This window comes from Massilia eurypsychrophila (genome assembly GCF_002760655.1).
GTDB lineage: Bacteria > Pseudomonadota > Gammaproteobacteria > Burkholderiales > Burkholderiaceae_D > JAFCUW01.
The window spans coordinates 191,861-213,906 of record NZ_PDOC01000002.1 but is presented as its reverse complement, the minus strand read 5'-3'; the positions used below and the strand labels follow the sequence as shown (position 1 = coordinate 213,906).

Here is a 22,046-nt window from a genome sequence, read left to right as displayed (position 1 = left end):
CTGACCGCGTCACTGGCAGGACACCGCCTGCCGGTCGATGCGATCGTGTAGCACCCATTTGCCACCGACCCTCACCAGTTGCGCCGGCGACTCCATCAGTTGCGAAGCGGGGCACAGGGTTGCGTCGGCGTGCGCGACCTTCATCAGGTCGACGCTATCCCGGTTTCTCCAGCGCACGAAGCTGTACAGCGCGTACTCGTCCGGCTCGAAACGAAATCGTTCCGTCAGGCCGCGTTCGGAAACGTCCCATAGGAAGACGCCGTTCGTGCTGCCGTACTCGGATGGATTTGCGGTAACGATGCGCGTCCCATCTGGCGACACATGCGTTTCGGCGTACACGTCGACCCGCTTGCCGCTTGCCCTGGCGATCCAGACCTGGGTAACAGATTCGTACGCCCGCATCTCGACAATAAAAAACCGCCGATCGGGCGATAGCCCCAGCAGCTCATAGATCAGGCAATCGTCGGGACCTTCGTCGCAGCCGTTCTTTGAGCGTAGCTGGACGCGCTTGTTGCCGGCTATTTTCAGCGTCAGCATCGCGCCTTGACGCGACGCCAATGGCGCGACAGCTTGCAAAACTTCCTGTTCGGCGGGTGACTGCGCGGTTGCGCCGGTAGGCGGCACCGCGGCGCCCAGCATGAAAACCAATGGAGCGATGTAGCGCGGCAGCGGCATGTTGACCTCAAAAAAGCGAAGGCGGTTGCCCTCGCAAGCCGATGGTAGCGCTTATTGCGGCGTGAATATGCGCGGTTTGTAACCGGGACCGCAACAGTCAGACGAAACCGAGATTGCGCGCGCTGGCGTTGTAGTTGACCAGGCTTGGCAACATGCCGAGCAGGTCGCTGTCGGACACGCCCATCCACTTGCCGAGCGTGGCCGCCAGCTGGTCGACCGAGGTGGTCGGTAGCAGCCGGCCCTGGCCGACATCGTCCGGCCCGCCATTGGCGACAACCGGCGCGGTGCCGTAGAAGCGCTGGCCCTTGACCGCGCCACCCATGACGAAATGCATGCTCCCCCAGCCGTGGTCGGAGCCGTCGTTGTTGCCGCTCATCGTGCGGCCGAAATCGGACGCGGTAAACGTCGTGATCTTGTCGGCCAGGCCGAGTTCGACTGTCGCCTGCTGGAATGCGGCCAGTGCGCCGGCCACGCCGCCGAGCAAGCCTGGATGCGCTGTCAGCATGGCGTCATGCGTATCGAAGCCGCCCATCGAGACGAAAAATACTTGCCGCTTGGCGCCCAATGCCGGGCCGGCCGAGATCATGCGCGCGACCATCTTCAGCTGGTCGGCCAGGTTGTTGCCGGCCGGGAAGGCGGTGGCGAGCGCAGGGCTCGATGCGAGCGCCCCGGTCAGCACGGTGTCGGCGTCGATCGAGCGCTTGGTAACGCGGCTGTATTCATGCTCCAGCAAGTGCGCGCGCGGCTGGCTGACCAGCGTGCGCAGCGCCTCCGAGCACGCGCTCGAACCGAACAACGGCGCCTTCAGCCCGGCCAGCGGTACCGAGCCGCCGGTCGACACTTGGTACTGCACCGCCGATTTGCCGGACATGAAGACGGCATTGCCGGACACGTTGACGCAGGTGAAGGTGGCGTTGCCGTTGCCGCTTTCGAACAGGTCGCCGATGCGCCCGCCCCAGCCCGACGTGGCCCCTTCCGGTGACGACGATTGCCACACCGACTGCTGGTCGTTGTGCGAAAACAGTTTTGGCGGCAGCTTCACCGACTTGCTGGTGTACTGCAGCTTGGTGGTCGGCTGCACCAAGGTGCCGACATTGAGGATCACGCCCAACCGGCCGGCATCGAACAGCGGCAGCAAGGGTGCCAGTTCCGGCGCCAAGGCGTAGGTGTGCGCCGTGCCGGACGAGTCGAGCGGCGTGGCCGATGGCTTGAGCACGGTTGGCGACAGCGCCGCGTGGGCGTAGGCGAAGCTCGGGCGCATCTGCTGGTAGGCGGCGTAGCTGGCGCCGTCGTACGGCACCAGCGTGTTGGCGTAGTCGTTGCCGCCGTACAGGAACACGCACACCAGCGCCTTGTAGTCGCTCGCCGTGGCGGCGGATGCTTCGGCCATCGCCGCCAGGTTCAGGGCCCACGGCGCGGCGACGCCCGCTACCGACAGTGCCGACGCGCGCTTGAGAAAGGCGCGGCGCGATTGATTGTTGTGCATGGCGGTGTCCTTACTTCTGGATGATGAATTCGGGCGCGGCCAGCACCAGCACCAGCGCCGCGTGTACCCGGTTCAGGCGTGCCGCATCGGTGCCGGACGCCATGGTGGCCAGCGCGCCGCGCATCAGCGCGACAGTTGCGGCCGACAGCTGGCCGGCCGCCAGCAGCAGGTTCAGCTCGTCGAGCAGGGCCTGCGGATTGTCGGCCAGCGGGATCAAGGTGCTGTAGTCGGCCTTGACGTCGCCGATGCCGCGGCTGACGGCGTTCTGCATGAAGTTGACGTAGCCGACCACGCTCGACTCGTTGGTGATCTGGAACTCCGGCGCCACCAGGCCCGCGCTGCCGATCGCGCTATTGGGCGGAATGTAGCCCGGCCGGAAAAAGTTGAACACGCTCGACGCGCGCAGCGGGCTCTGGCCGAGGCGGCTGGCCGGATCGGAAGTGTTGCCGATGTTCCAGGCGTTGCCGGACGACGTGACCTTGAACGCGCGTGCCCAGGCCGCCAGCCGCAGGATCGGTTCGCGCTGCTTGCCGAAGGCCGGATCGGCCGTGCGCGCGGCGTTGCGCGCTTCATCGTCGAGCAGGATTGCCCTGACCACCGCCTTCAGGTTGCCCTTGACGCCGGCGCCATCGTTGTTGAACACGCTCGCCACGCGCGTGACGTAGGCCGGGCTCGGGTTGCTGCACACCAGCCGCAATATCAGCTGGCGGCCGATGAACGGCGCCACGTTCGGATGCGCGAAGATAGTGTCAAGCGCGATGCGCAGGCTGTCGTCGCCGCTGGTGCCGGCCGCAATCGTGGTGCCGAGAAAGGTCTTGCTGCCGGTCTCGTGGCGCGAGGAGGTCACCGCCATCGGCCGCTTCTTGAAGGCCGGCGTGTTGGTGTCGCCGCCGGCCAGATCGTAATTCCAGCCGGTGAACACGCGCGCCAGGCCGCCGATGTCGTCCAGGCCGTAGGTTTCCTGTTGCGCGCCGGCCACCAGTTTCGCCGTGCCGTCGAGGTTCAGCTGCACCAGGCCGATAGTGAACAGTTGCATCACTTCGCGCGCATAGTTTTCGTCGGGCAGCGCGCCGGTGCCGGCGTTGGCCTTCAGGTTGCCGCGGAAGGTCAGGTATTCGCCCATCGGCGCGCTGGTCGAGACCTGCTGCAACAAGGTGCGGTAGTTGCCGAACGCCTGGCCTTCGAGCAGGTCGAGGTAGGCGGCCGCCGAGAACGCTTTCCAGCCGCCGTTGAAGCCGGACACCGACGCGACCAGGATTTCCGACAGCGCCAGCGTGACGCGCTGGCGCAAGGTGTCGGGCGACGTCAGCATGTGGCGCCAGATGACGGGATCGGCGCCGGCCTCGCCGTTCTTGTTGGTGAGCGCGTCGAGTCCCTTCGACACCAGCCAGTCCCAGCGCGAAGCGGACGGCGCCAGCGCGAACTGCTCGTCGAGCCAGCCGGCGTAACCGACGGCCTGCACGCGGGCGATCTGCTCGCGCGTCGCGGCCATCGAGGCCTGCGCCAGGAAACGCGACGCCTGCGCTGGCGTGATGGTTTCGGCCGGCGGCGGCACGGGAGTCGGCGCTGGTGTTGGGGAAGGCGATGGCGTCGGCGCCGGCGAGGAAGCGCCGCCGCCGCCGCCGCAGGCGCTGACCAGGGCGCCGCCGACAATGGCGGCAAGTCCACGGGCCGGCACGGCGCTGTCGCGCTCGAGTAAGGACTCGGTTGTCGATTCGATCTCTTCCATGGGGCGCCCAGGTTGGTGAAGTAAGCAAGCTGAACTAATGGTAGATCAACGCGTTCAAGATGCCAACGGGCAATTTGTAAGTATGTGTGCTATACAATAGTTTGCGCCTTTCGGTAGCGGCTCCGCTAACATTGTTGGTTAAAGAAGAGGCATTGAATGATTCATATCGTGCCGGCGTTGGTACAGCAGGCTGCGGAAACTGCTTGTTCAGGCTGCCGCGATGGCGAACCCGTCGGGTTCGAGTTCGAGTATGCATACCAGCCGATCGTCGATTGCGCCAGCCGCACCATCTACGCCCACGAGGCGCTGGTGCGCGGGCCGAGTGGTGAATCGGCCGCCAGCGTGCTGTCGCAGGTGACGCCGGCGAATATCTACCGCTTCGACCAGGCGTGCCGGGTGAAGGCGGTTACCGGTGCTGCCCGGCTCGGCATGCGCGAACGGCTGTCGATCAACTTCCTTGCCAATGCCGTATTCCGGCCGGAGGTGTGCATCCGCAGCACACTGGAAGCGGCGCGCGCGCACAATTTCCCGGTCGAGCAGATCATCTTCGAGGTGACCGAGGGCGAGCGGGTGCGCGACCGTGCGCACCTGATGACCATCTTCCGTGAGTACCAGCGATTCGGCTTCCAGACCGCGATCGACGACTTCGGCGCCGGCTATGCCGGGCTGCATCTGCTGGCCGACTACCAGCCCGACATCATCAAGATCGACATGGACCTGGTGCGCGGCATCGACAGCAGCGCGCCGCGCCAGGCCATCGTGCGGGCGATCACCGCGATGTGCCGCGAGCTGGGCATCCGGATAGTGGCCGAAGGCATCGAAACGGCGGCCGAGCGCGACTTCCTGCGCGACGCCGGCATCGACCTGATGCAAGGCTACTTCTTCTGCCGGCCGGTCTTCCAGGGCCTCGGCGTAATCGCCGAAACGGCCTGGCAATAGCTGTTCATCACAACGCTCCAGCGGGGTCAGTGCCGGCAAACGTACACGGACTCGTCGCTAAGGCTAACTCTCCAGCGGGGTCAGTGCCGGCAAACGTACACGGACTCGTCGCTAAGGGCCGGTACCTTCAGCAACGGATGTGCCTGTGTACGTTTGCCGGCACTGACCCTTGCTTTTGACCCTGGCTTTTTTTCTGAAACTGCGTGGCAATAGCTGTTCTCAACAACGTCTATCCAGCGGGGTCAGTGCCGGCATTCGTACACGAACTCGTCGCTAAGCGCCGGCGCCTCGGCAACTGATGGGCCCGTGTGCGTTTGCCGGCACTGACCCCGGGGGTTTTGGAGGGTTTTGGGATCAAGACACCAGCTTCTCGCCACGACGGTTGTAATTACTGACTTGACAGTCAGATACGTCTTGTAACGTCGCTTACTAGGACGCCATAGATCGGCGGCAAATAAAAAGGTCTAATGGATTCGTTAGTGCAGCAAAGCGGATGTCCTCCGTTTAACTTACCAAGGGATCCTTATGAACACCAAAACTGTTATCTCGGGCCTGATGGCCGTGTGCATGATGGCAAGTGCTCCCGCTTTCGCGCAGCGCTACGACTCCGGCAACGATCGCAACCAGCACGTGCAGCGCAGCGACGACCAGAACCGTTACCAGGGTCGTGGCGACCGTAATGACCGTGGCGACCGCCATGACCGCCACGATCGCAACGACCGCCGTGACCGCGACGACCGCTATCGCGGCAGCAACTACGGTCATTCGAACCAGGCCTACTACGGCGCCCGCCACAACGGTTATCGCCACGAAATGCGCCGCGGCGCCTACCTGCCGCAGGAATACCGCGGAAGCCGCTACGTAGTCAACGACTGGCGCGGACGCCACCTGAGCACGCCTCCGCGCGGCTACCACTGGGTGCAGGCGAACAACGACTACGTGCTGGCGGCAATCGCCACCGGCATCATCGCCCAGGTGCTGTTGAATAATTAAGCGGCACAGGCAGTCGCTGAAACAAAACTGGCTGCCTTCGGGCAGCCAGTTTGCATTTCAGGAGCGCATTCTTCAGCCGCCCGGATCGTACGACGGCGGCGGCGCCTCTTCCTGCACCGGCACGTCGATCTTCAGCTCGAGCTGCTCCTTCATGTCGATCTTCTTCTCGATCGACACCAGTTGCGGGAAGACGATGATCAGCGTCACCATGATGATCTGGATGACCACGAATGGAATCGCGCCCCAGTAGATGTCGGACGTCTTCACTTCCTTCGGCGCCACCGAGCGCAGGTAGAACAGTGCGAAGCCGAACGGCGGGTGCATGAACGAGGTCTGCATGTTCACGCCGAGCAGCACGCCGAACCAGATCAGGTCGATGCCAAGCTTCTCGGCCACCGGGCCCACCAGCGGCACCAGGATGAATGCCAGCTCGAAGAAGTCGAGGAAGAACGCCAGCAGGAAGAACATGATATTGACGACCACCAGGAAGCCGGTGGTCCCGCCCGGCAGGCTGGTCAGCAGGTGCTCGACCCACAGGTCGCCGTTCACGCCGCGGAACACCAGCGAAAACACGGTCGAACCGATCAGGATGAAGATGACGAACGCCGACAGCCGCGTCGTCGAATGCATCGCCTGGCGCACCAGGCTCCAGTTCAGGCGGCGGTTGGCAATGGCCAGCAGCATGGCGCCGGCCGCGCCCATGCCGCCACCTTCGGTCGGCGTGGCCATGCCGATGAAGATGGTGCCGAGCACCAGGAAGATCAGCGCCAGCGGCGGAATCAGCACGAACACGACTTTCTCTGCCATGCGCGACAACAGGTTCAGCTTCAGGTAGCGGTTCGCCAGCGCGAACACGAACGCCACGCCGATCGCCACGGCGGCGGCAAAGATACCCAGTTCGTCGCCCGGCATGGTCGGATGCGTGGCGCCGTACCACATATTAAAACCGTAGCCGATCGCCACCGTCGCCGTCACCAGCACCAGCAGCGAGCGCACGCCGCTGTCGCCATTCGGTTCGCGCAGGTTGCGCGCTTCGAGCGGCAGCGCCGGCACGTAGGTCGGGCGCAGGATCGACAGCGCTAGCACATAGCCGGCGTACATCCCGGTCAGCAGCAGGCCAGGCACGAAGGCGGCGCGGTACATGTCGCCGACCGAGCGGCCCAGCTGGTCGGCCATGACGATCAGCACCAGCGACGGCGGAATGATCTGCGCGAGCGTGCCGGAAGCGGCGATGACGCCGGAAGCGAGCCGCTTGTCATAGCCATAGCGCAGCATCACCGGCAGCGAAATGAGGCCCATCGAGATGACCGATGCGGCCACCACGCCGGTGGTGGCGGCGAGCAGGGCGCCGACGAAAATGACCGCGTAGGCGACGCCGCCGCGGATCGGGCCGAACAGCTGGCCGATGGTGTCGAGCAGGTCTTCGGCCATCCCCGATCGCTCGAGGATCAGGCCCATGAAGGTGAAGAACGGGATCGCCAGCAGCGTGTCATTGGACATGATGCCGAAGATCCGGTTCGGCAGCGCCTGCAGCAGTTCCGGCTTGAGCAGGCCCAGTTCAATGCCGACGAAGCCGAAAAACAGGCCGTTGGCGGCCAGCGAAAACGCAACCGGAAAGCCCGATAGCAGGAAGATGACCAGCGCGCCGAACATGATGGGCGCGAGGTTGGCGATGATGAATTGTTCCATGTGTCCCCGGGTACTTTGTTATTGTGCGATCGTGCGTTACAGCTGGTTGGCCGACTTGATCGCTTCGATTTCTTGTTCCGGCGTGGTGACGTGCTTGGCGAATTCGTGGCCGTCGATGCGGCCGGCCAAAAACTCGATGCGCTTGATGATCTCGGAGAATGCCTGCAGCAGCAGCAGCACGAAGCCGAACGGCACCAGCAGCTTGACCGGCCAGACGATCAGGCCTCCCGCGCTGCTCGACATCTCGGCGGTGTTGATCGAGTAGCGCGCGAACGGGATGCCGTAGTAGATGACGATCAGGCACACCGGCAGCAGGAACAGCAGGTAGCCGAACAGGTCGATCCAGACCTGGGTGCGTTTCGAGAAGTGGCTGGTGACGACGTCGATGCGCACATGCTCGTCGCGCTTGAGCGTGTGCGCGGCGGCCAGCATGAACACCGCCGCGAACAGGTACCACTGGATCTCGAGCCAGCTGTTCGAACTCAAATTGAAGGTGTAGCGCACCAGCGCATTGCCGGTGCAGATGATCACCGCGATCAGCAGCGCCCAGCTGACGGCGCCGGCGATCATTTCGTTGAGCTTATCGATCGCGCGCGAGATGGACATGAACATGGACGTCTCCTGATTTCGTTAGTCGGCCAGCTGGCCGCGAACGCGCGCGATGGCGGCGCGTACCTGGCGTGGCGCGGTGCCGCCGACATGGTCGCGCGCGGCAACCGAACCTTCGAGCGTGAGCACGGCAAAGACGTCGTCGCCGATCAGCGGCGAAAAGTCGCGCAGCCGTTCGAGCGACATTTCCGACAGGTCGCATTTGGCGTCGTCGCAGGCGCGCACCGCGCGCGCCACCGCTTCGTGGGCATCGCGGAACGGCAGGCCTTTTTTCACCAGGTAGTCGGCCAGGTCGGTCGCGGTGGCATAGCCCTGCAGCGCGGCCGCACGCATCGCTTCCGGCTTGACGGTGATCCCGCCGGCCATGTCGGCGAAGATGCGCAAGGTGTCGACGACGGTGTCGACAGTGTCGAACAGCGGCTCCTTGTCTTCCTGGTTGTCCTTGTTGTAGGCCAGCGGCTGGCCCTTCATCAGGGTCAGGAGACCCATCAGGTCACCGTAGACGCGGCCGGTTTTACCGCGCGCCAGTTCCGGCACGTCCGGGTTTTTCTTTTGCGGCATGATCGACGAGCCGGTGCAGAAGCGGTCGGCGATGTCGATGAAACCGACCCGGGGACTCATCCAGATCACCAGTTCTTCCGACATGCGCGAGATGTGCATCATCACCAGCGCGCCGGCGGCGCAGAACTCGATCGCAAAATCGCGGTCCGAGACGGCGTCGAGCGAGTTGTGGCAGACGTCGTCGAAGCCGAGCGTGCGGGCGACGCGTTCGCGGTCGATCGGGAACGTGGTGCCGGCCAGCGCGGCGGCGCCGAGCGGCAGGCGGTTGACGCGCTTCCTCGCATCCTGCATGCGCTCGACGTCGCGGCCGAACATCTCGACGTAGGCCAGCATGTGGTGGCCGAAGGTGATCGGCTGCGCCACCTGCATGTGGGTAAAGCCCGGCATGATGGTGTCGGCGTGCTGCTCGGCCAGGTCGGTCAGGGCGCCGCGCAGCGACTGCAGCAGCAGGACGATGTCGTCGATGGCGGATCGCACGTACAGGCGGATGTCGGTTGCGACCTGGTCGTTGCGCGAGCGGCCGGTGTGCAGCCGCTTGCCGGCGTCGCCAACCAGCTCGGTCAGGCGCTTTTCGATATTCAGGTGGACGTCTTCGAGGTCGAGCAACCATTCGAAACTGCCGGCTTCGATTTCGCTTTTGATCTGGGCCATGCCGCGCTCGATTTCGGCGTGGTCGGCAGCGCTGATGATGCCTTGCGCGGCCAGCATTTCGGCGTGCGCCAGCGAGCCTTCGATGTCGACCATGGCGAGGCGCTTGTCGAAAAATACCGAGGCGGTGTAGCGTTTGACGAGGTCCGAGACGGGTTCGGAAAAGCGCGCCGACCAGGCTTCGCCCTTGTTGGAGAATTGTGCGGTCATGATGTGAGGCCTATGTGATTTACCTGATTATAAACAAGGAAGGAGGCTGGGCGTGACTTTCGAGGGGAAATGGCCGAATATGGATGGGTGTGGAGGCTCGCTCACCGCAAGGCCGTCGCCAAAGTTGATTTGGCCACCGGCCCCCGCCGTTGATCGGACCACTGGCGCCCGCTACGTGAAAAGCCGCTGACCGAATCTTCTGCTGCGTCAACGAAGCCGAATTTCTTTTGCGCGAAGCGCTATTCTGCCAATCCGGGCGACGCAAACGACGGTAGAATTGGTTTTTTTGCAGGATGACTTTAATGTCCAGTTTTGAGATCAATACAGACCGGTCGGAGCTCGACGTTCCGCTGATATACCGGTTCCTCAGCGAGCAGTCGTCGTGGGCGGTGGGCATCTCGCGCGCCATCGTCGACCGGGCGATCGAAAACTCGCTCTGCTTCGGCGGCTATGTCGATGGCCGGCAGGTCGCCTTCGCCAGGGTGGTGACCGATTTCGCCACCTTCGGCAACCTGGTCGACATGTTCGTCATACCCGAATATCGCGGCCGCGGTTTCGCCGAAGAGCTGCTCGAGGCGGTGATGAACCACCCCAGCCTGCAAGGCTTGCGCCGCTTCACGCTGGCCACCGGCGACTGCCACGGCCTGTACGAAAAGTTCGGCTTCGCCCCGCCGCAGCGGCCGGAAACGCTGATGGAACGCTACTTCCCGAACATCTACGTGTCGTAGCGCGCCGCCAGCCAGCGCTCAGGAGCTGAGCAGCTTGCCGGCGCGGAACGCCTTCGCCCCGGCGATTTTGCCGACTGCCATGCCGCGCAGCAGGTGGCGATGGGCGGTGCGGGCAAAGAACACGCCAGGCACCGTCGGGCGCAGCGTGCTCACCTCGCCGCTGACCGGATCGATCAGGTCGGCGATGGCCTCGCCCGCTTCGACGACGTCGCCCAGCTGCTTGAGAAACACCAGCACGCCCGCATGCGGCGCGACGATCGGCTCGACGCCTTCAAGCGGCGTCGGCGCGCACAGCGGCGCCGGCAGCGCCTCGAGCGCGATGTCGATGACGCCGCTGTGGCCGAGAAACTGCAGCAGCGCGTGCGCATCCTGTTGCGCCAGCTGGTAGCCGACATCCATCTCGCCGCGCAGTTCGACCGTCGTCGACAGGCAGGCCGGCGGAATCGGGAACGCCGGGCCGAAGTGGGCGGCAAGATCCCACCACAGCCGGCTGCACGCTTCATCGAACGGCTCTTCGCCCGCTTCGAGCGCGAGCAGCACCGCGTGCGCGCCCATCAGCGCCGACAGCGGCGCCACCGCGTCGGCCAGCGGCGTGCCGGTATAGATGTGCACCACGGCTTCGTTATCGCAATGCAGGTCGAGCACGATGTCGGCGTCGATCGCCATCCCCAGCAAAATCTTCTTGAGCGCTTCGGCATCGGTGGTCGGCTGCCAGTTCGCCACCGACGCGCGGGCGTGTTCGCGCAGCAGCGCGACGTTGGCCGCGGCGTCCGGCCCGAGCTCGCCGTCAAGCGACACCTTCAGGTCGTCGGCAACGTGCTTGTAGGCGCGGTTGAAGTTGGTGCCGGTCGACAAGTCGAAGCGGCCGAACGGCGCGCCATGGATAGCCTGCGCCAGGCCGAGCGGATTGGCCGCCGGCACCAGGATGATCTCGCCGAGCACCTTGCCTTGCGCTTCGAGCGCCGTCAGTTCGGTGCGCAAGAATTGCGACACCAGCATGCCGGGCACTTCGTCGGCGTGCAGCGCCGCCTGGATGTAGACCTTTTTGCCCAGGCCAGGGGTGCCGAAGTGGAAGCTGGCCAGCTGGTAGCTGCCGCCGCCCGCGGTGGTGGAAATCTGCTGTCGGTGTGCTTGCATGATGGTGCCTGGTGCCTGGTGTTAAGGATCAGCGCACAGTGTGGCATATCTCTTGGCGGATCGACAAGGCCGCACGCGCGCGGCGGGAGGCGACGTAACTACATAGCTCGGCCGCTATTGGATGGTTTGCGCAGTGGCAAACAGCCGGTCATGGCGGCGAGTAACCTAGGTGTGCTGAGCATGGCGACGTGCTTCTTCGGCGAAGTGTATATTTCACAATAGGCTATGACCCGACTAACACGGACAAACGTGGCCGCCGCGCCTGCGCCTGAGTGCACCTCCTGCACCAGCGCGGCGCTGACAGCTGCGAGGCCGACGGGTGAGCGAACTGCTCACTTTTTTTTGAAGGAAGCATCATGTTCTCCCTCCTTTGCCGCGTCGCGCTGGTGATGTCCCTGACCGCTGGCGCCAGCGCGCAGGCGGCGCCGGCGCCGGCCAGTCCCAAAGGTTCGCTGGTGATCATCGGCGGCGCCCTGCGTGCCGACAACGCCGCTGTCTGGGAGCGCATCGTCAAGCTGGCCGGCGGCGAAGGGGCCCGCATCGCCGTGTTCGCGTCGGCGTCGGCGAGTCCCGAAAAGGCCGCCAAATTCAATATGGGGCTGCTCGACCATTACGGCGCCGACGCCTTCTTCATCCCGGTCGCGGTCAAGCTGGCCGGCACCGATTACCTCGCCGCGGCCGACGATTCGAAGCTCGCCGCGCAGGTACGCAGCGCCGGCGGCGCCTACTTCGCCGGCGGCGACCAGGGCCGCATCACGCGCGCGTTGATCCGCCCCGACGGCAGCAATTCGCTGGTGCTCGAAGCGCTGTGGGACATGTACCGCAAGGGCGGCGTGATCGCCGGCTCCAGCGCCGGCGCCGCCATCATGAGCAGCACCATGTTCGACGAGCCGAAGACGGTGCTGGCTACCCTCAAGCAGGGCGTGGCCGAAGGCCAGGAGATTGCGCCGGGACTCGGCTTCATCGGCGACGACGTCTTCATCGACCAGCACCTGCTGGTGCGCGGGCGCTTTGCACGGATGCTGCCGGCCATGCTCAAGAAGGGTTACAAGCTGGGACTGGGCATCGACGAGAACACCGCGATGGTGGTCGGCCCGACGCGCGAGGTCGAGGTGATCGGCTACAAGGGCGCGCTGCTGATCGACCTGGGCTCGGCCAGCACCGAGCCGGGCGCGTTCAACCTGTCGAACGCCAAGGTGAGCTATCTTGATAGCGGCGACCGCTTCAACATCGCCAGCGGCGCGTTCACGCCGTCGGCCGATAAAGCCGACGGCAAGCTCGATCCGGCCAGGCCGTATTATCGCGAGCCGCTGTTCAATGCCGACATCCTCGGCAACACGACGGTGGTCGACCTGATGGGCAAGCTGATCGACAGCGACCAGCCGGAAGCGATCGGCCTCACGCTCGGTAGTCCGCGCAGCGTGCAGCCCGATCTCGGCTTCGAGTTCCGCTTCAGCCGCGACCGCGACAGCGTCGGCTACCTGTCGGCCGCGTCGGAGACCTACTCGGTCTACAACGTCAGGCTCGACATCCGGCCGATCCAGATCCGGCTGCCGCTGTACCAGTACAAGCAGGAGCGCGGCCGCGTGGCGCAAAACGGCCGCGACTAATCGTACAGCGTCGTTTCCGCGGAGGTTCCCTGGTTTTACGTTTCTAATACGTTGATGGCCTCGCGGCCGGGATTACAATGCTGCTCATTCTTAATCCCGCGAGGAGTACCCATGGCCGTGTCCCTGTTACGTTACCTGGCTGGCGCGCTGGCGCTGGCTGCCGCCGGCCTGGCCCACGCGCAGGCGCCGGCCACCATCCGCGTCGACTACCTCCACAGCGGCAACGCGCTGTCCGACACCTACGCCATCGAGCGCGTGCTGGTCGAACCGCTGCCATGGCCCGGCAACCTGGCGCAAAACCTCGACAACACGGACCGCGGCCAGAACCGCGTCGAAGTGGTCGACGCCAAGACCGGCGACCTGCTGTACTCGCGCGGCTTCTCCACCATCTTCGGCGAGTGGCGCACCACCGACGAAGCGATCAGGATGAGCCGCGGCTTCCACGAGTCGGTGCGCTTTCCGCAGCAGGACAAGCCGGTGCGGGTGCGCATCCTCAAGCGCGACGAGCGCAACCAGTTCTCGGTGGTGTGGAGCGTCGACGTCGACAGCGCCGCGCCCGAGGTAGTCCGCAAGCAGGCGCCGGCGCCGGCGCCGACCATCCCGATCCGGGTCAGCGGTCCGTCGCCGAACAAGGTCGACCTGTTGATCCTCGGCGACGGCTACACCGCCGCCGACATGCCGAAGTTCGAAGCCGACGCGCGGCGCCTGGCCGATCACCTGTTCAAGGTGTCGCCGTTTCGCGAGCGCGCGGCCGACTTCAACGTCTGGGGCATGGCGGTGCCGACCCAGGAGTCGGGCGTGTCGCGCCCGTCGACTGGCGTGCACCGCGCGTCGGCGCTGGGCAGCCGCTACGATATTTTCGGCAGCGAGCGTTATGTGCTCACGCTCGACAACCGCGCGCTGCGCGACATCGCCCAGCACGCGCCGTACGAGTTCATCGAAATCCTGGTCAACAACGACACCTACGGCGGCGGCGGCATCTTCGGCCAGTTCAGCACCGCGGCGGCTGGCAACGACTGGGCCAACTACCTGTTCGTGCACGAATTCGGCCACCATTTCGCCGGCCTGGCCGACGAGTACTACACGTCGCCGGTAGCCTACGCAACGGGCGGCGCCCGCGTCGAGCCGTGGGAGCCGAACGTGACGGCGCTGCGCGACCCGGCCAAGCTGAAATGGAAGCGGCACGTCAAGGCCGGCACGCCGCTGCCGACGCCGTGGCCGAAAGCGACCTACGAGGAAAACTCGCGCGCCTACCAGGCACGCCGGGCGGCGCTGCGCAAGGCGAACCGGCCGGAGTCGGAGATGAGCGCGCTGTTTCGCGAAGACCTGGCGCACACCAACGCCTTGTTTTCGCCCGCGCCGCACCGGCATGCCGTCGGTGCCTTCGAAGGGGCCAACTACGAGGCGACCGGTTACTACCGCTCCGAGATGCAGTGCATCATGTTTGACCGAAGTGAAACTTTTTGTAACGTCTGCCAGGACGGCATCAGCACCATTATCGACCTCTACGCCCGTGCGGGCGGTCGAAAGTAGGGTGATTGCTGGCATCAATGTAAATATGGCCGCGTGTCAACCGACTACCGCTGTGCCACGTTTAGGGAGGGAACAGCGAGGTCATGTGTGTACGGTAGCGTACTGACCATGTTGTTGAACCGTCATATTCTTGCCTCGTTCCCTTGCGAAAGTTTCGGACGAGAAATGAAAGAAGACGATCGGACTGTCGCCTGACCAGGCCCGGCCCACAACGTCCAGAACCCCACTCATCACCTAAAGGAAACACCATGAATAAAGTACTCGCTGCCCTGATCGCTGGTCTGTTCGCTACTTCGGTGTACGCACAAGCTCCTGCTGCCGCTCCGGCAACCCCAGCTGTGACCAAAGCTGTCGTGAAAGCTGAAAAGACCGTTGTGAAAGCCGAAGCTGCTGAAGCCAAAGACGTCGCCAAAGCCGACGAAAAAGCAGCAAAAGCACTGGCTAAAGCCGAAGAAAAGAAAGCTAAAGCAGCCGCTAAAGCTGAAAAAACCAAAGCTGACGCAGCTGCAAAAGTCGTCAAGGCCGATGCTGAAGACAAAATGAAAGCAGAAGCCAAGGCCGACACCAAAGTCGCCAAAGCTGACCTGAAAGCTGAAAAGACGATGGTCAAAGCCGACGCAAAAGCTGAAAAAGCTGTCGTCGAAGCGAAGGCCGACAAAGCTGTCGCCGCCGCCAAGACCACCGAAAAGAAAGCTGAAGCAGCTGCTGACGTGAAGAAAGCCGCTGCCAAGTAATTCGGCCCGCGGTAAAAAAAGGACAGCGCGAGCTGTCTTTTTTTTTGCCCGGAGCGACAGTCGGTCAGAGGAACATGCAGCCGGATGCGTCAACGCGCGAGCTATTGGTCCGGCTGCTATTTTCTCTCAACAATCTGGCGATCGCGCCGCCGATATCTTGGGTCACGGCTCTATGCCGAGACCAGCATGGTGTTCGCCGCCGTGATGGTGTGGTCGCGCAGGTAGTTCTGGTCCTCCCAGGACAACATTTCGCGCTTGAGCGCCGGGACGTCGCCGCGCATCAGCGGCTCCGGTCCCGTGTTGCAGGCCTCGGCCATCAGCACCGCGCAGATTCTCACGTGCAGTCCAGAAGCGTGCGCCGTGCGCTCCCGGCGGAACCGCCGAAATTTCCGTCATCGGGGTTGCGAGCCAAAACCAGCGGAATTTGGCCTGGTGAGCAAACGGCACTGATCTTATTTTCGCCGCGACGGCTTCTTCGACGTCAGTCCCATCATGTCCAAGCGCAGCAGGATTTCGCCGCGCAGCTCCCGCTTAACCTCCAGCCAATGGCGGTTTTCCTGCGCGCCGATCAAGGCGTAGATCGCCACCACGTTTAGCCCCGGCACTACCGGCTTTAGCTTGGCGTACAGTACATATGGATCGGTTGCGAGGAATTTCTCCACCGTGCGGATGCCGACTAGCGCGAACATCTCTTCGCTGCGCGGTCCCAAGCCCTTCAAGTCGCGGATGCGCAAAGTAGGGTTCTTTGTCATTTTCCTTTTCTCCTTGACCGGGTTGGCTGAGGTAGGCGTCACCCGGGAGCTTGAGAGAGACGATGCGGCCAACGCGAAAATCGCGGAAGTCTCGCCGCAGCGCGCACCCGGCGGTCAGGGTTCAGCCATATCTTTTTTCTAGCGCGCTTTGCGCCGCAATCTGCACCTTTTTGGTCGGTCCATTGCTGCACGACGCGCAAGCGCGAAGCGCAGGGCCACAAGCTCTTCGCGCGAAAACAGCAGCGGCGGTATATCGATACGCTCGGACAGCGTGGATTCCACGCCCGCCTCTCCAGCTACCGTTGCGCCAGAGAGTTGCAGATCACGGCCGTCGCGGTACACCGTGCGCAAGGCCACACGTTCAGCCAGCTGGGTGCCAGTAGTCAGGCGCCGTGAGCGTAGGACTTGCACCAGCTTGAACAGTCGGTCGTCCCTGCGCATGCGCCTCTCCTTTCCTGACTACTTACGCGTTGTGCGAGCGCATTACACCGCCAAATGACATCGGCACGCCAGTCTCGTTGATCAATGCAAAAAAATCCTGGCATGCGTGGCTACCATGCATTTGTTCCATCGCCGCTTCGACGCTGACCTTGTCACGCCACAGAACGATGTCAAGCCAATTGCCGTCCTCCATTTTCAAGGTTTCCCGGCGCAAAAAGCCGGAGAAGGTTCGCATCGTTGCCTGCATGGTATCGACAGCATTGAGGATCGCGGCGTCAGTCACGCCATCTTTAGCTTTGAACGGGGCCAGCTCGATATAGCCGCCTACCTTGTTTATTGCGCGCATAATGGTTTTCTCCAATTCACGGTCGAAAAAGTGCTGCACGAGCAAGTATGACGAAGAGCTACTGACAACGTGCTGTCAGCAGCGGGAATTTTTTCGACAGTGTGGCGGCGGGAATCTGCTTAGCTGGTAGCCCTGGTTGCTTGTCACGCGATTCGTTACGAATTTTTGAGAAGAGGATATTGTAAGCCGGCACCCTGAAAATTCCGTCAGCGCCGATGCTTTTACTGGCGGAAAGTCCGTGATCGAACCGGCGCCACGGACCGCGTACCGTCGGCCGACGCGGCCTCAGCGTCGCCCCCCGCCCAAACCGCTAGCGCCGAACGACTTTGCGCCAATAGCGGCATCGTGTTTGCTGCCGAGACGGTGTCCGTCGTGCAGGTAGTTCTGGTCCACCGACGACAATCTGTCGCGCTTACCTTGAACGACTCAGAATCGCCGACATCATGCAGCCGCATGTCGACGATGCAGGCGCAATCAGCCCGCGTCCGACTCCGTAGTTCGCATCGCCAGCGACACCGCTTTGACCTTCTGCACCAGCGCCTTGCCCTTGAGCGCGCGCTTGCCGAAGTGCGGCTCCAGGCTTGATGCGAACAGCTCCACCACGCGCGGCTTCGAGCCGGCCCAGGTGCCGATCACGTTGACGCCTTTCTGCGTGATCGGCTGCACTGCCAGCAGTTTCTCTTTCGGCTCGAGGTGCATCAGGATCACGCCGCGCCCGCCGTTGGTGAGCACCTTCATCTCGTTCATGCCGAACACCAGCACGCGTCCCTTTTCGGACAGGCAGGCGATCGCGGTGGCCTTGTCGCCGACCACGCGCGGCGGCAGCGGCACTTCGCCGGCGTCGAGCGTGAGGAACGATTTGCCGCCTTTCAGGCGGCTGACCATGTCGCCCGCCTTCGAGACGAAACCGTAGCCGCCGGACGACGCCAGCACCAGCTGCGTCTGCGCGCTGCCGGCAAAGTAGTTCAGGATGCGCGCGCCGCCCGACAGGTCGACCAGCGTGGTGATCGGCACGCCATCGCCGCGCGCGCCAGGCAGCGCCGCCACCGGCACCGAATACACCTTGCCGTTGTCGCCGAAGGCGAGCAGCGTGTCGACGGTGCGGCACTCGAACGCGGCGTACATCGCGTCGCCCGCCTTGAAGGTGAACTGCGCGGCGTCGTGGCCGATGCCGGTACGCGCGCGCACCCAGCCTTTTTCCGACACGATCACGGTGACCGGTTCGTCGATGACCTTCTGCTCCGAGACTGCTCTCTGCGCTTCTTCGATCAGGGTGCGGCGCACGTCGCCGAACGCCTTGGCGTCGGCTTCGATTTCGCGGATGATCACGCGCTTCATCGTCGACGGGTTCTCGAGGATGTCCTGCAGCGTCGCTTTCTCCTTGCGCAGTTCGGCCAGCTCCTGCTGGATCTTGATCGTTTCCAGGCGCGCCAACTGGCGCAGGCGGATCTCGAGGATGTCCTCGGCCTGGCGGTCCGACAGGCGGAATTCGGCGATCAGCGCCGCCTTCGGCTCGTCCGAATTGCGGATGATCTTGATGACCTTGTCGATGTTGAGCAGGATCGCCTCGCGCCCTTCGAGGATGTGGATGCGGTCGTCGACCTTGCCCATCTTGAATTCGGTGCGGCGCTTGACCGTGATGAAGCGGAATTCGACCCACTCGCGCAGGATGTCGCCCAGGCCTTTCTGGCGTGGGCGGCCGTCGCCGCCGATCATCACCAGGTTGATCGAATTGGACGACTCGAGCGAGGTATGCGCGAGCAGCATCAGCATGAACTCGCCCTGGTCCTGGTTCTTCGACTTCGGCTCGAACACCAGGCGCACTGGCGCGGCGCGGCCCGATTCGTCGCGGATCGTGTCGAGCGAACCTAGGATGGTCTGCTTCATCGTCAGCTGTTCAGGCGACAGCGCCTTCTTGCCCATCCTTATTTTCGGGTTGGTCAGCTCCTCGATCTCTTCGAGCACCTTCTGCGACGACGTCCCCGGCGGCAGTTCGGTGACCACCGCCTGCCACTGGCCGCGCGCCAGCTCCTCGATCTTCCAGCGCGCGCGCACCTTCATGCTGCCGCGGCCGGTGGCGTACATCTCGGCGATTTGCGCCGCCGGCGTGATGATCTGGCCGCCGCCCGGGAAGTCCGGGCCGGGGATGATCGCCATCAGCTCGGCGTGGGTGATCTTCGGGTCGCGGATCATCGCCACCGCCGCCCTGGCCACTTCGGCCAGGTTGTGCGACGGGATCTCGGTGGCGAGGCCGACGGCGATGCCGGAGGCGCCATTGAGCAGCACCATCGGCAGGCGCGCCGGCAGCGTTTTCGGTTCGACCGTCGAGCCGTCGTAGTTCGGCTGGAAGTCGACCGTGCCCTGGTCGATTTCGTCCATCAGCAGGCGCGCGATCGGTGTCAGGCGCGCCTCGGTGTAGCGCATTGCCGCGGCGCCGTCGCCGTCGCGCGAGCCGAAGTTACCCTGGCCGTCGATCAGCGGATAGCGCAGCGAAAAGTCCTGCGCCATGCGCACCAGCGCGTCGTAGACCGACTGGTCGCCGTGCGGATGCAGCTTGCCGAGCACGTCGCCGACCACGGCCGCCGACTTGCGCGGCTTGGCGGTCGGGCCCAGGCCGAGTTCATTCATCGCATACAGGATGCGGCGTTGGACCGGCTTCTGGCCGTCGCACACGTCCGGCAGCGCGCGGCCCTTGACGACCGACACGGCGTAGTCGAGGTAGGCGCGCTCGGCGAAGGTCGACAGCGTCAGCCAGTCGCCATCGTCGCCCGGTGGCGGCGGTGGTGGCGGCGCCAGGTCGTGCGGCGGCGGTGGCGGCGGAGGCGCTTCGCCGCCTGGCGGCGCCGGCGGCACATCAAATAAGGTTGCTTGTGATGACATAATTATTCAATTCAATTTGGGGTCAGACCCGTTTGTTATTCGGCCATTCTCGCTTTGCGCGTGCGAACAAACGGGTCTGACCCCGATTTTTTTCGGGTGTTTGAAAAACGGCCCTTGCCTCGCGCCGCACGTGTCATTCTGGGCAAATTAAATCGGGGTCAGACCCGTTTGTTGTTCGGTGTTCGTCACGATCGGGAGGCGAACAAACGGGTCTGACCCCGATTTTTTTGGCGCTTAAATGTCGGCTTCGGTTTCGTTGCCGTGCTCTTCGATCCAGGCGCGGCGGGCGGCGGCTTCGCCTTTGCCCATCAGCATGTTGAAGCGCGCCGACGAGTCGACGTGGTTGAAGCTGCCCAGCGAAACCGGCAACAGGCGCCGCGTGTCGGGGTTCATCGTCGTCTCCCACAGTTGCTCGGCATTCATCTCGCCGAGGCCCTTGAAGCGCGATATGCCCCACGCGCCTTCTTTCACGCCATCCTTGCGCAGCTTGTCTTCGATCGCCACCAGCTCGCCGGCATCCAACGCGTACAGCTTCTGGATCGGCTTCTTGCCGCGCGCCGGCGCATCGACGCGAAACAGCGGCGGGCGCGCGATGCAGATGTTGCCATTGGTGAAGAGGGCCGGGAAATGTTTAAAGAACAAGGTGAGCAGCAGCACCTGGATGTGCGAGCCGTCGACGTCGGCGTCCGACAGGATGCAGATCTTTCCGTAGCGCAGGCCCGACAGGTCGGGGCTGTCGCCGTGGCTGTGCGGGTCGACGCCGATCGCCACCGCGATGTCGTGGATCTCGTTGTTGGCAAACAGACGGTCGCGGTCGGTCTCCCAGGAATTGAGCACCTTGCCGCGCAGCGGCAAAATGGCCTGGAATTCCTTGTCGCGCCCCATCTTGGCCGAGCCGCCGGCCGAGTCGCCCTCGACCAGGAAAATCTCGTTGCGCGCAATGTCGGACGATTCGCAGTCGGTCAGCTTGCCGGGCAGTACCGCCACGCCGGACGATTTCTTCTTCTCGACTTTTTGCAGCGACCGCAGGCGCGACTGCGCCTGCTTGATGACCAGTTCGGCCAGCTTCTTGCCGTATTCGACGTGATGGTTCAGCCACACTTCGAGCGGCGGCTTGGTGAAGGTCGATACTAGCCGCACCGCGTCGCGCGAGTTGAGCCGCTCCTTGATCTGGCCCTGGAATTGCGGGTCGAGCACCTTGGCCGACAGCACGAACGAGACGCGCGCAAACACGTCTTCGGGCAGCAGCTTGACCCCTTTCGGCAGTAGCGAGTGCATCTCGACGAAGTTCTTCACCGCGCCATACAGGCCGTCGCGCAGACCCGATTCGTGGGTGCCGCCGTTCGACGTCGGAATCAGGTTGACGTACGATTCGCGCACCACCGCGCCTTCCTCGGTCCAGGCCACCACCCACGCCGCGCCTTCGCCCTCGGCAAAGCCTTCCGACTCGGCGCTGGCGTACTGCGCGCCTTCGAACACGGGAATGACGGTCTCGCCGCCGCCGGTGGTTTGCGCCAGCATCTCGTTGAGGTAGCCGCGCAGGCCTTCCTCGTACTTCCAGCTCTGCACGTCGCCGGTCTTGGCCGTCGTCAAGGTGACGGTCACGCCAGGCAGCAGCACCGCTTTCGAGCGCAGCAGGCGCTGCAGCTCGACGGCCGAGATCGTCGGCGAGTCGAAATATTTCGGATTCGGCCAGGCAGTCACGCGCGTGCCGGACTTCTTGCCGTCGCGCGGGGCAGGGCGCGAGTTGAGCGGCTCGATGACGTCGCCGTCGGCAAACACCAGGTGGTGCAGGCCGTTGCCGTCGGGCTCCTTGCGCCAGACAGTGATCTCCAGGCGCGACGACAGCGCGTTGGTGACCGACACGCCAACGCCGTGCAGGCCGCCCGAAAACGCGTAGGCGCCGCCCGAACCCTTGTCGAACTTGCCGCCGGCGTGCAGGCGGGTAAAGACGATTTCAACCGTCGGCACGTTTTCTTCCGGGTGCAGGCCGACCGGGATGCCGCGGCCGTCGTCCTCGACCGTGATCGAGCCGTCGACGTTGATCGTCACGCCGATGTTGTGGCAATGCCCGCCAAGCGCCTCGTCGGAGGCGTTGTCGATCACTTCCTGGATGATGTGCAGCGGATTTTCGGTCCGGGTGTACATGCCCGGGCGCTGTTTGACAGGTTCGAGTCCCTTGAGGACGCGGATCGATGATTCGCTGTAGTCGGATGCGGGTTTTTTAGTGGCCATACTGGTTTTCATTTATGCGGATGCCTGCGCATTCTATCTTGTCGCGCGGAAAAGGCAGAACTTGGCGAGAATGATTCCACTTGCCAGCGCGCGCGATTGTGGTTAGATTCA

The 22,046-nt window shown here is 63.8% G+C and carries 18 protein-coding genes and 1 pseudogene; 6 read left to right on the top strand and 13 right to left on the bottom strand.

Translation table 11 applies throughout. From position 1 onward, the window contains the following. Positions 1-9: 9 nt before the first annotated feature. The 3 genes from CR105_RS03800 to CR105_RS03790 all read right to left on the bottom strand — a co-directional run bounded on the left by CR105_RS03800 (position 10) and on the right by CR105_RS03790 (position 3,890). A complete protein-coding gene (locus CR105_RS03800) occupies positions 10-675 on the bottom strand; it encodes a TolB-like translocation protein (RefSeq protein ID WP_099787108.1) in 666 nt (221 codons plus the stop codon). A gap of 97 nt (positions 676-772) precedes the next feature. Next, positions 773-2,161, bottom strand: coding sequence for a DUF1501 domain-containing protein (locus tag CR105_RS03795; protein ID WP_099787107.1), 1,389 nt, complete (start codon positions 2,159-2,161; stop codon positions 773-775). A 10-nt stretch (positions 2,162-2,171) separates the two neighbouring features. After that, a complete protein-coding gene (locus CR105_RS03790) occupies positions 2,172-3,890 on the bottom strand; it encodes a DUF1800 domain-containing protein (RefSeq protein ID WP_099787106.1) in 1,719 nt (572 codons plus the stop codon). 156 nt (positions 3,891-4,046) lie between these two features. Between CR105_RS03790 and CR105_RS03785 the strand changes: the two genes are divergently transcribed. Continuing rightward, on the top strand, positions 4,047-4,829 hold the full coding sequence (locus CR105_RS03785) for an EAL domain-containing protein (protein WP_099787105.1): 783 nt from the start codon (positions 4,047-4,049) through the stop codon (positions 4,827-4,829). A 525-nt stretch (positions 4,830-5,354) separates the two neighbouring features. Next, on the top strand, positions 5,355-5,822 hold the full coding sequence (locus CR105_RS03780) for an RcnB family protein (protein ID WP_131021605.1): 468 nt from the start codon (positions 5,355-5,357) through the stop codon (positions 5,820-5,822). Positions 5,823-5,894: 72 nt separating this feature from the next. Here the strand turns inward: CR105_RS03780 and CR105_RS03775 are convergent, their stop codons facing one another. From CR105_RS03775 to argH, 3 genes are read right to left on the bottom strand one after another with little or no spacing between them, the layout of a single operon-like run. Then, the gene (locus tag CR105_RS03775; protein ID WP_099787103.1) at positions 5,895-7,511 is read right to left on the bottom strand and encodes a TRAP transporter large permease; all 1,617 of its coding nucleotides are present in this window, start codon (positions 7,509-7,511) and stop codon (positions 5,895-5,897) included. A gap of 36 nt (positions 7,512-7,547) precedes the next feature. Next, a complete protein-coding gene (locus tag CR105_RS03770; RefSeq protein WP_229413614.1) occupies positions 7,548-8,123 on the bottom strand; it encodes a TRAP transporter small permease subunit in 576 nt (191 codons plus the stop codon). An 18-nt stretch (positions 8,124-8,141) separates the two neighbouring features. After that, positions 8,142-9,539, bottom strand: coding sequence for an argininosuccinate lyase (argH, locus tag CR105_RS03765; RefSeq protein ID WP_099787102.1), 1,398 nt, complete (start codon positions 9,537-9,539; stop codon positions 8,142-8,144). Positions 9,540-9,841: 302 nt separating this feature from the next. Between argH and CR105_RS03760 the strand changes: the two genes are divergently transcribed. Continuing rightward, positions 9,842-10,267 carry a GNAT family N-acetyltransferase gene (locus CR105_RS03760; protein ID WP_229413612.1) on the top strand — a complete coding sequence of 142 codons (426 nt, stop codon included), beginning with the start codon at positions 9,842-9,844 and terminating at the stop codon, positions 10,265-10,267. 18 nt (positions 10,268-10,285) lie between these two features. Here CR105_RS03760 and CR105_RS03755 read toward each other — a convergent pair whose 3' ends face one another. After that, the gene (locus tag CR105_RS03755) at positions 10,286-11,404 is read right to left on the bottom strand and encodes a succinylglutamate desuccinylase/aspartoacylase family protein (protein ID WP_099787100.1); all 1,119 of its coding nucleotides are present in this window, start codon (positions 11,402-11,404) and stop codon (positions 10,286-10,288) included. A 356-nt stretch (positions 11,405-11,760) separates the two neighbouring features. Here CR105_RS03755 and CR105_RS03750 point away from each other — a divergent pair, with 356 nt between their 5' ends. The 3 genes from CR105_RS03750 to CR105_RS03740 all read left to right on the top strand — a co-directional run bounded on the left by CR105_RS03750 (position 11,761) and on the right by CR105_RS03740 (position 15,281). Continuing rightward, complete coding sequence (locus CR105_RS03750) at positions 11,761-13,014, top strand: cyanophycinase (protein ID WP_229413610.1); 1,254 nt, start codon at positions 11,761-11,763, stop codon at positions 13,012-13,014. 111 nt (positions 13,015-13,125) lie between these two features. Further along, positions 13,126-14,547 (top strand): IgA Peptidase M64, encoded by a 1,422-nt coding sequence (locus tag CR105_RS03745; protein ID WP_099787099.1) that lies wholly within the window; start codon positions 13,126-13,128, stop codon positions 14,545-14,547. 248 nt (positions 14,548-14,795) lie between these two features. After that, entirely contained in the window at positions 14,796-15,281 is a 486-nt protein-coding gene (locus tag CR105_RS03740; RefSeq protein WP_099787098.1) for a hypothetical protein, read from the top strand. Positions 15,282-15,454: 173 nt separating this feature from the next. On the opposite strand, the pseudogene CR105_RS03735 reads toward CR105_RS03740, so the two are convergent. The 6 genes and pseudogenes from CR105_RS03735 to CR105_RS03710 form a co-directional block, all read right to left on the bottom strand. After that, a pseudogene (locus CR105_RS03735) lies at positions 15,455-15,649 on the bottom strand (Tn3 family transposase); the annotation flags it as partial. Positions 15,650-15,733: 84 nt separating this feature from the next. Next, the gene (locus CR105_RS03730) at positions 15,734-16,033 is read right to left on the bottom strand and encodes a TfoX/Sxy family DNA transformation protein (RefSeq protein ID WP_180288078.1); all 300 of its coding nucleotides are present in this window, start codon (positions 16,031-16,033) and stop codon (positions 15,734-15,736) included. Positions 16,034-16,171: 138 nt separating this feature from the next. After that, positions 16,172-16,474, bottom strand: coding sequence for a hypothetical protein (locus tag CR105_RS03725; RefSeq protein WP_099787096.1), 303 nt, complete (start codon positions 16,472-16,474; stop codon positions 16,172-16,174). Positions 16,475-16,496: 22 nt separating this feature from the next. Then, complete coding sequence (locus CR105_RS03720; RefSeq protein WP_131021606.1) at positions 16,497-16,820, bottom strand: hypothetical protein; 324 nt, start codon at positions 16,818-16,820, stop codon at positions 16,497-16,499. Between the two features lie 474 nt (positions 16,821-17,294). After that, entirely contained in the window at positions 17,295-19,700 is a 2,406-nt protein-coding gene (gene parC, locus CR105_RS03715) for a DNA topoisomerase IV subunit A (RefSeq protein WP_099787094.1), read from the bottom strand. 234 nt (positions 19,701-19,934) lie between these two features. Further along, entirely contained in the window at positions 19,935-21,935 is a 2,001-nt protein-coding gene (locus tag CR105_RS03710) for a DNA topoisomerase IV subunit B (RefSeq protein ID WP_099787093.1), read from the bottom strand. Positions 21,936-22,046: the final 111 nt, after the last annotated feature.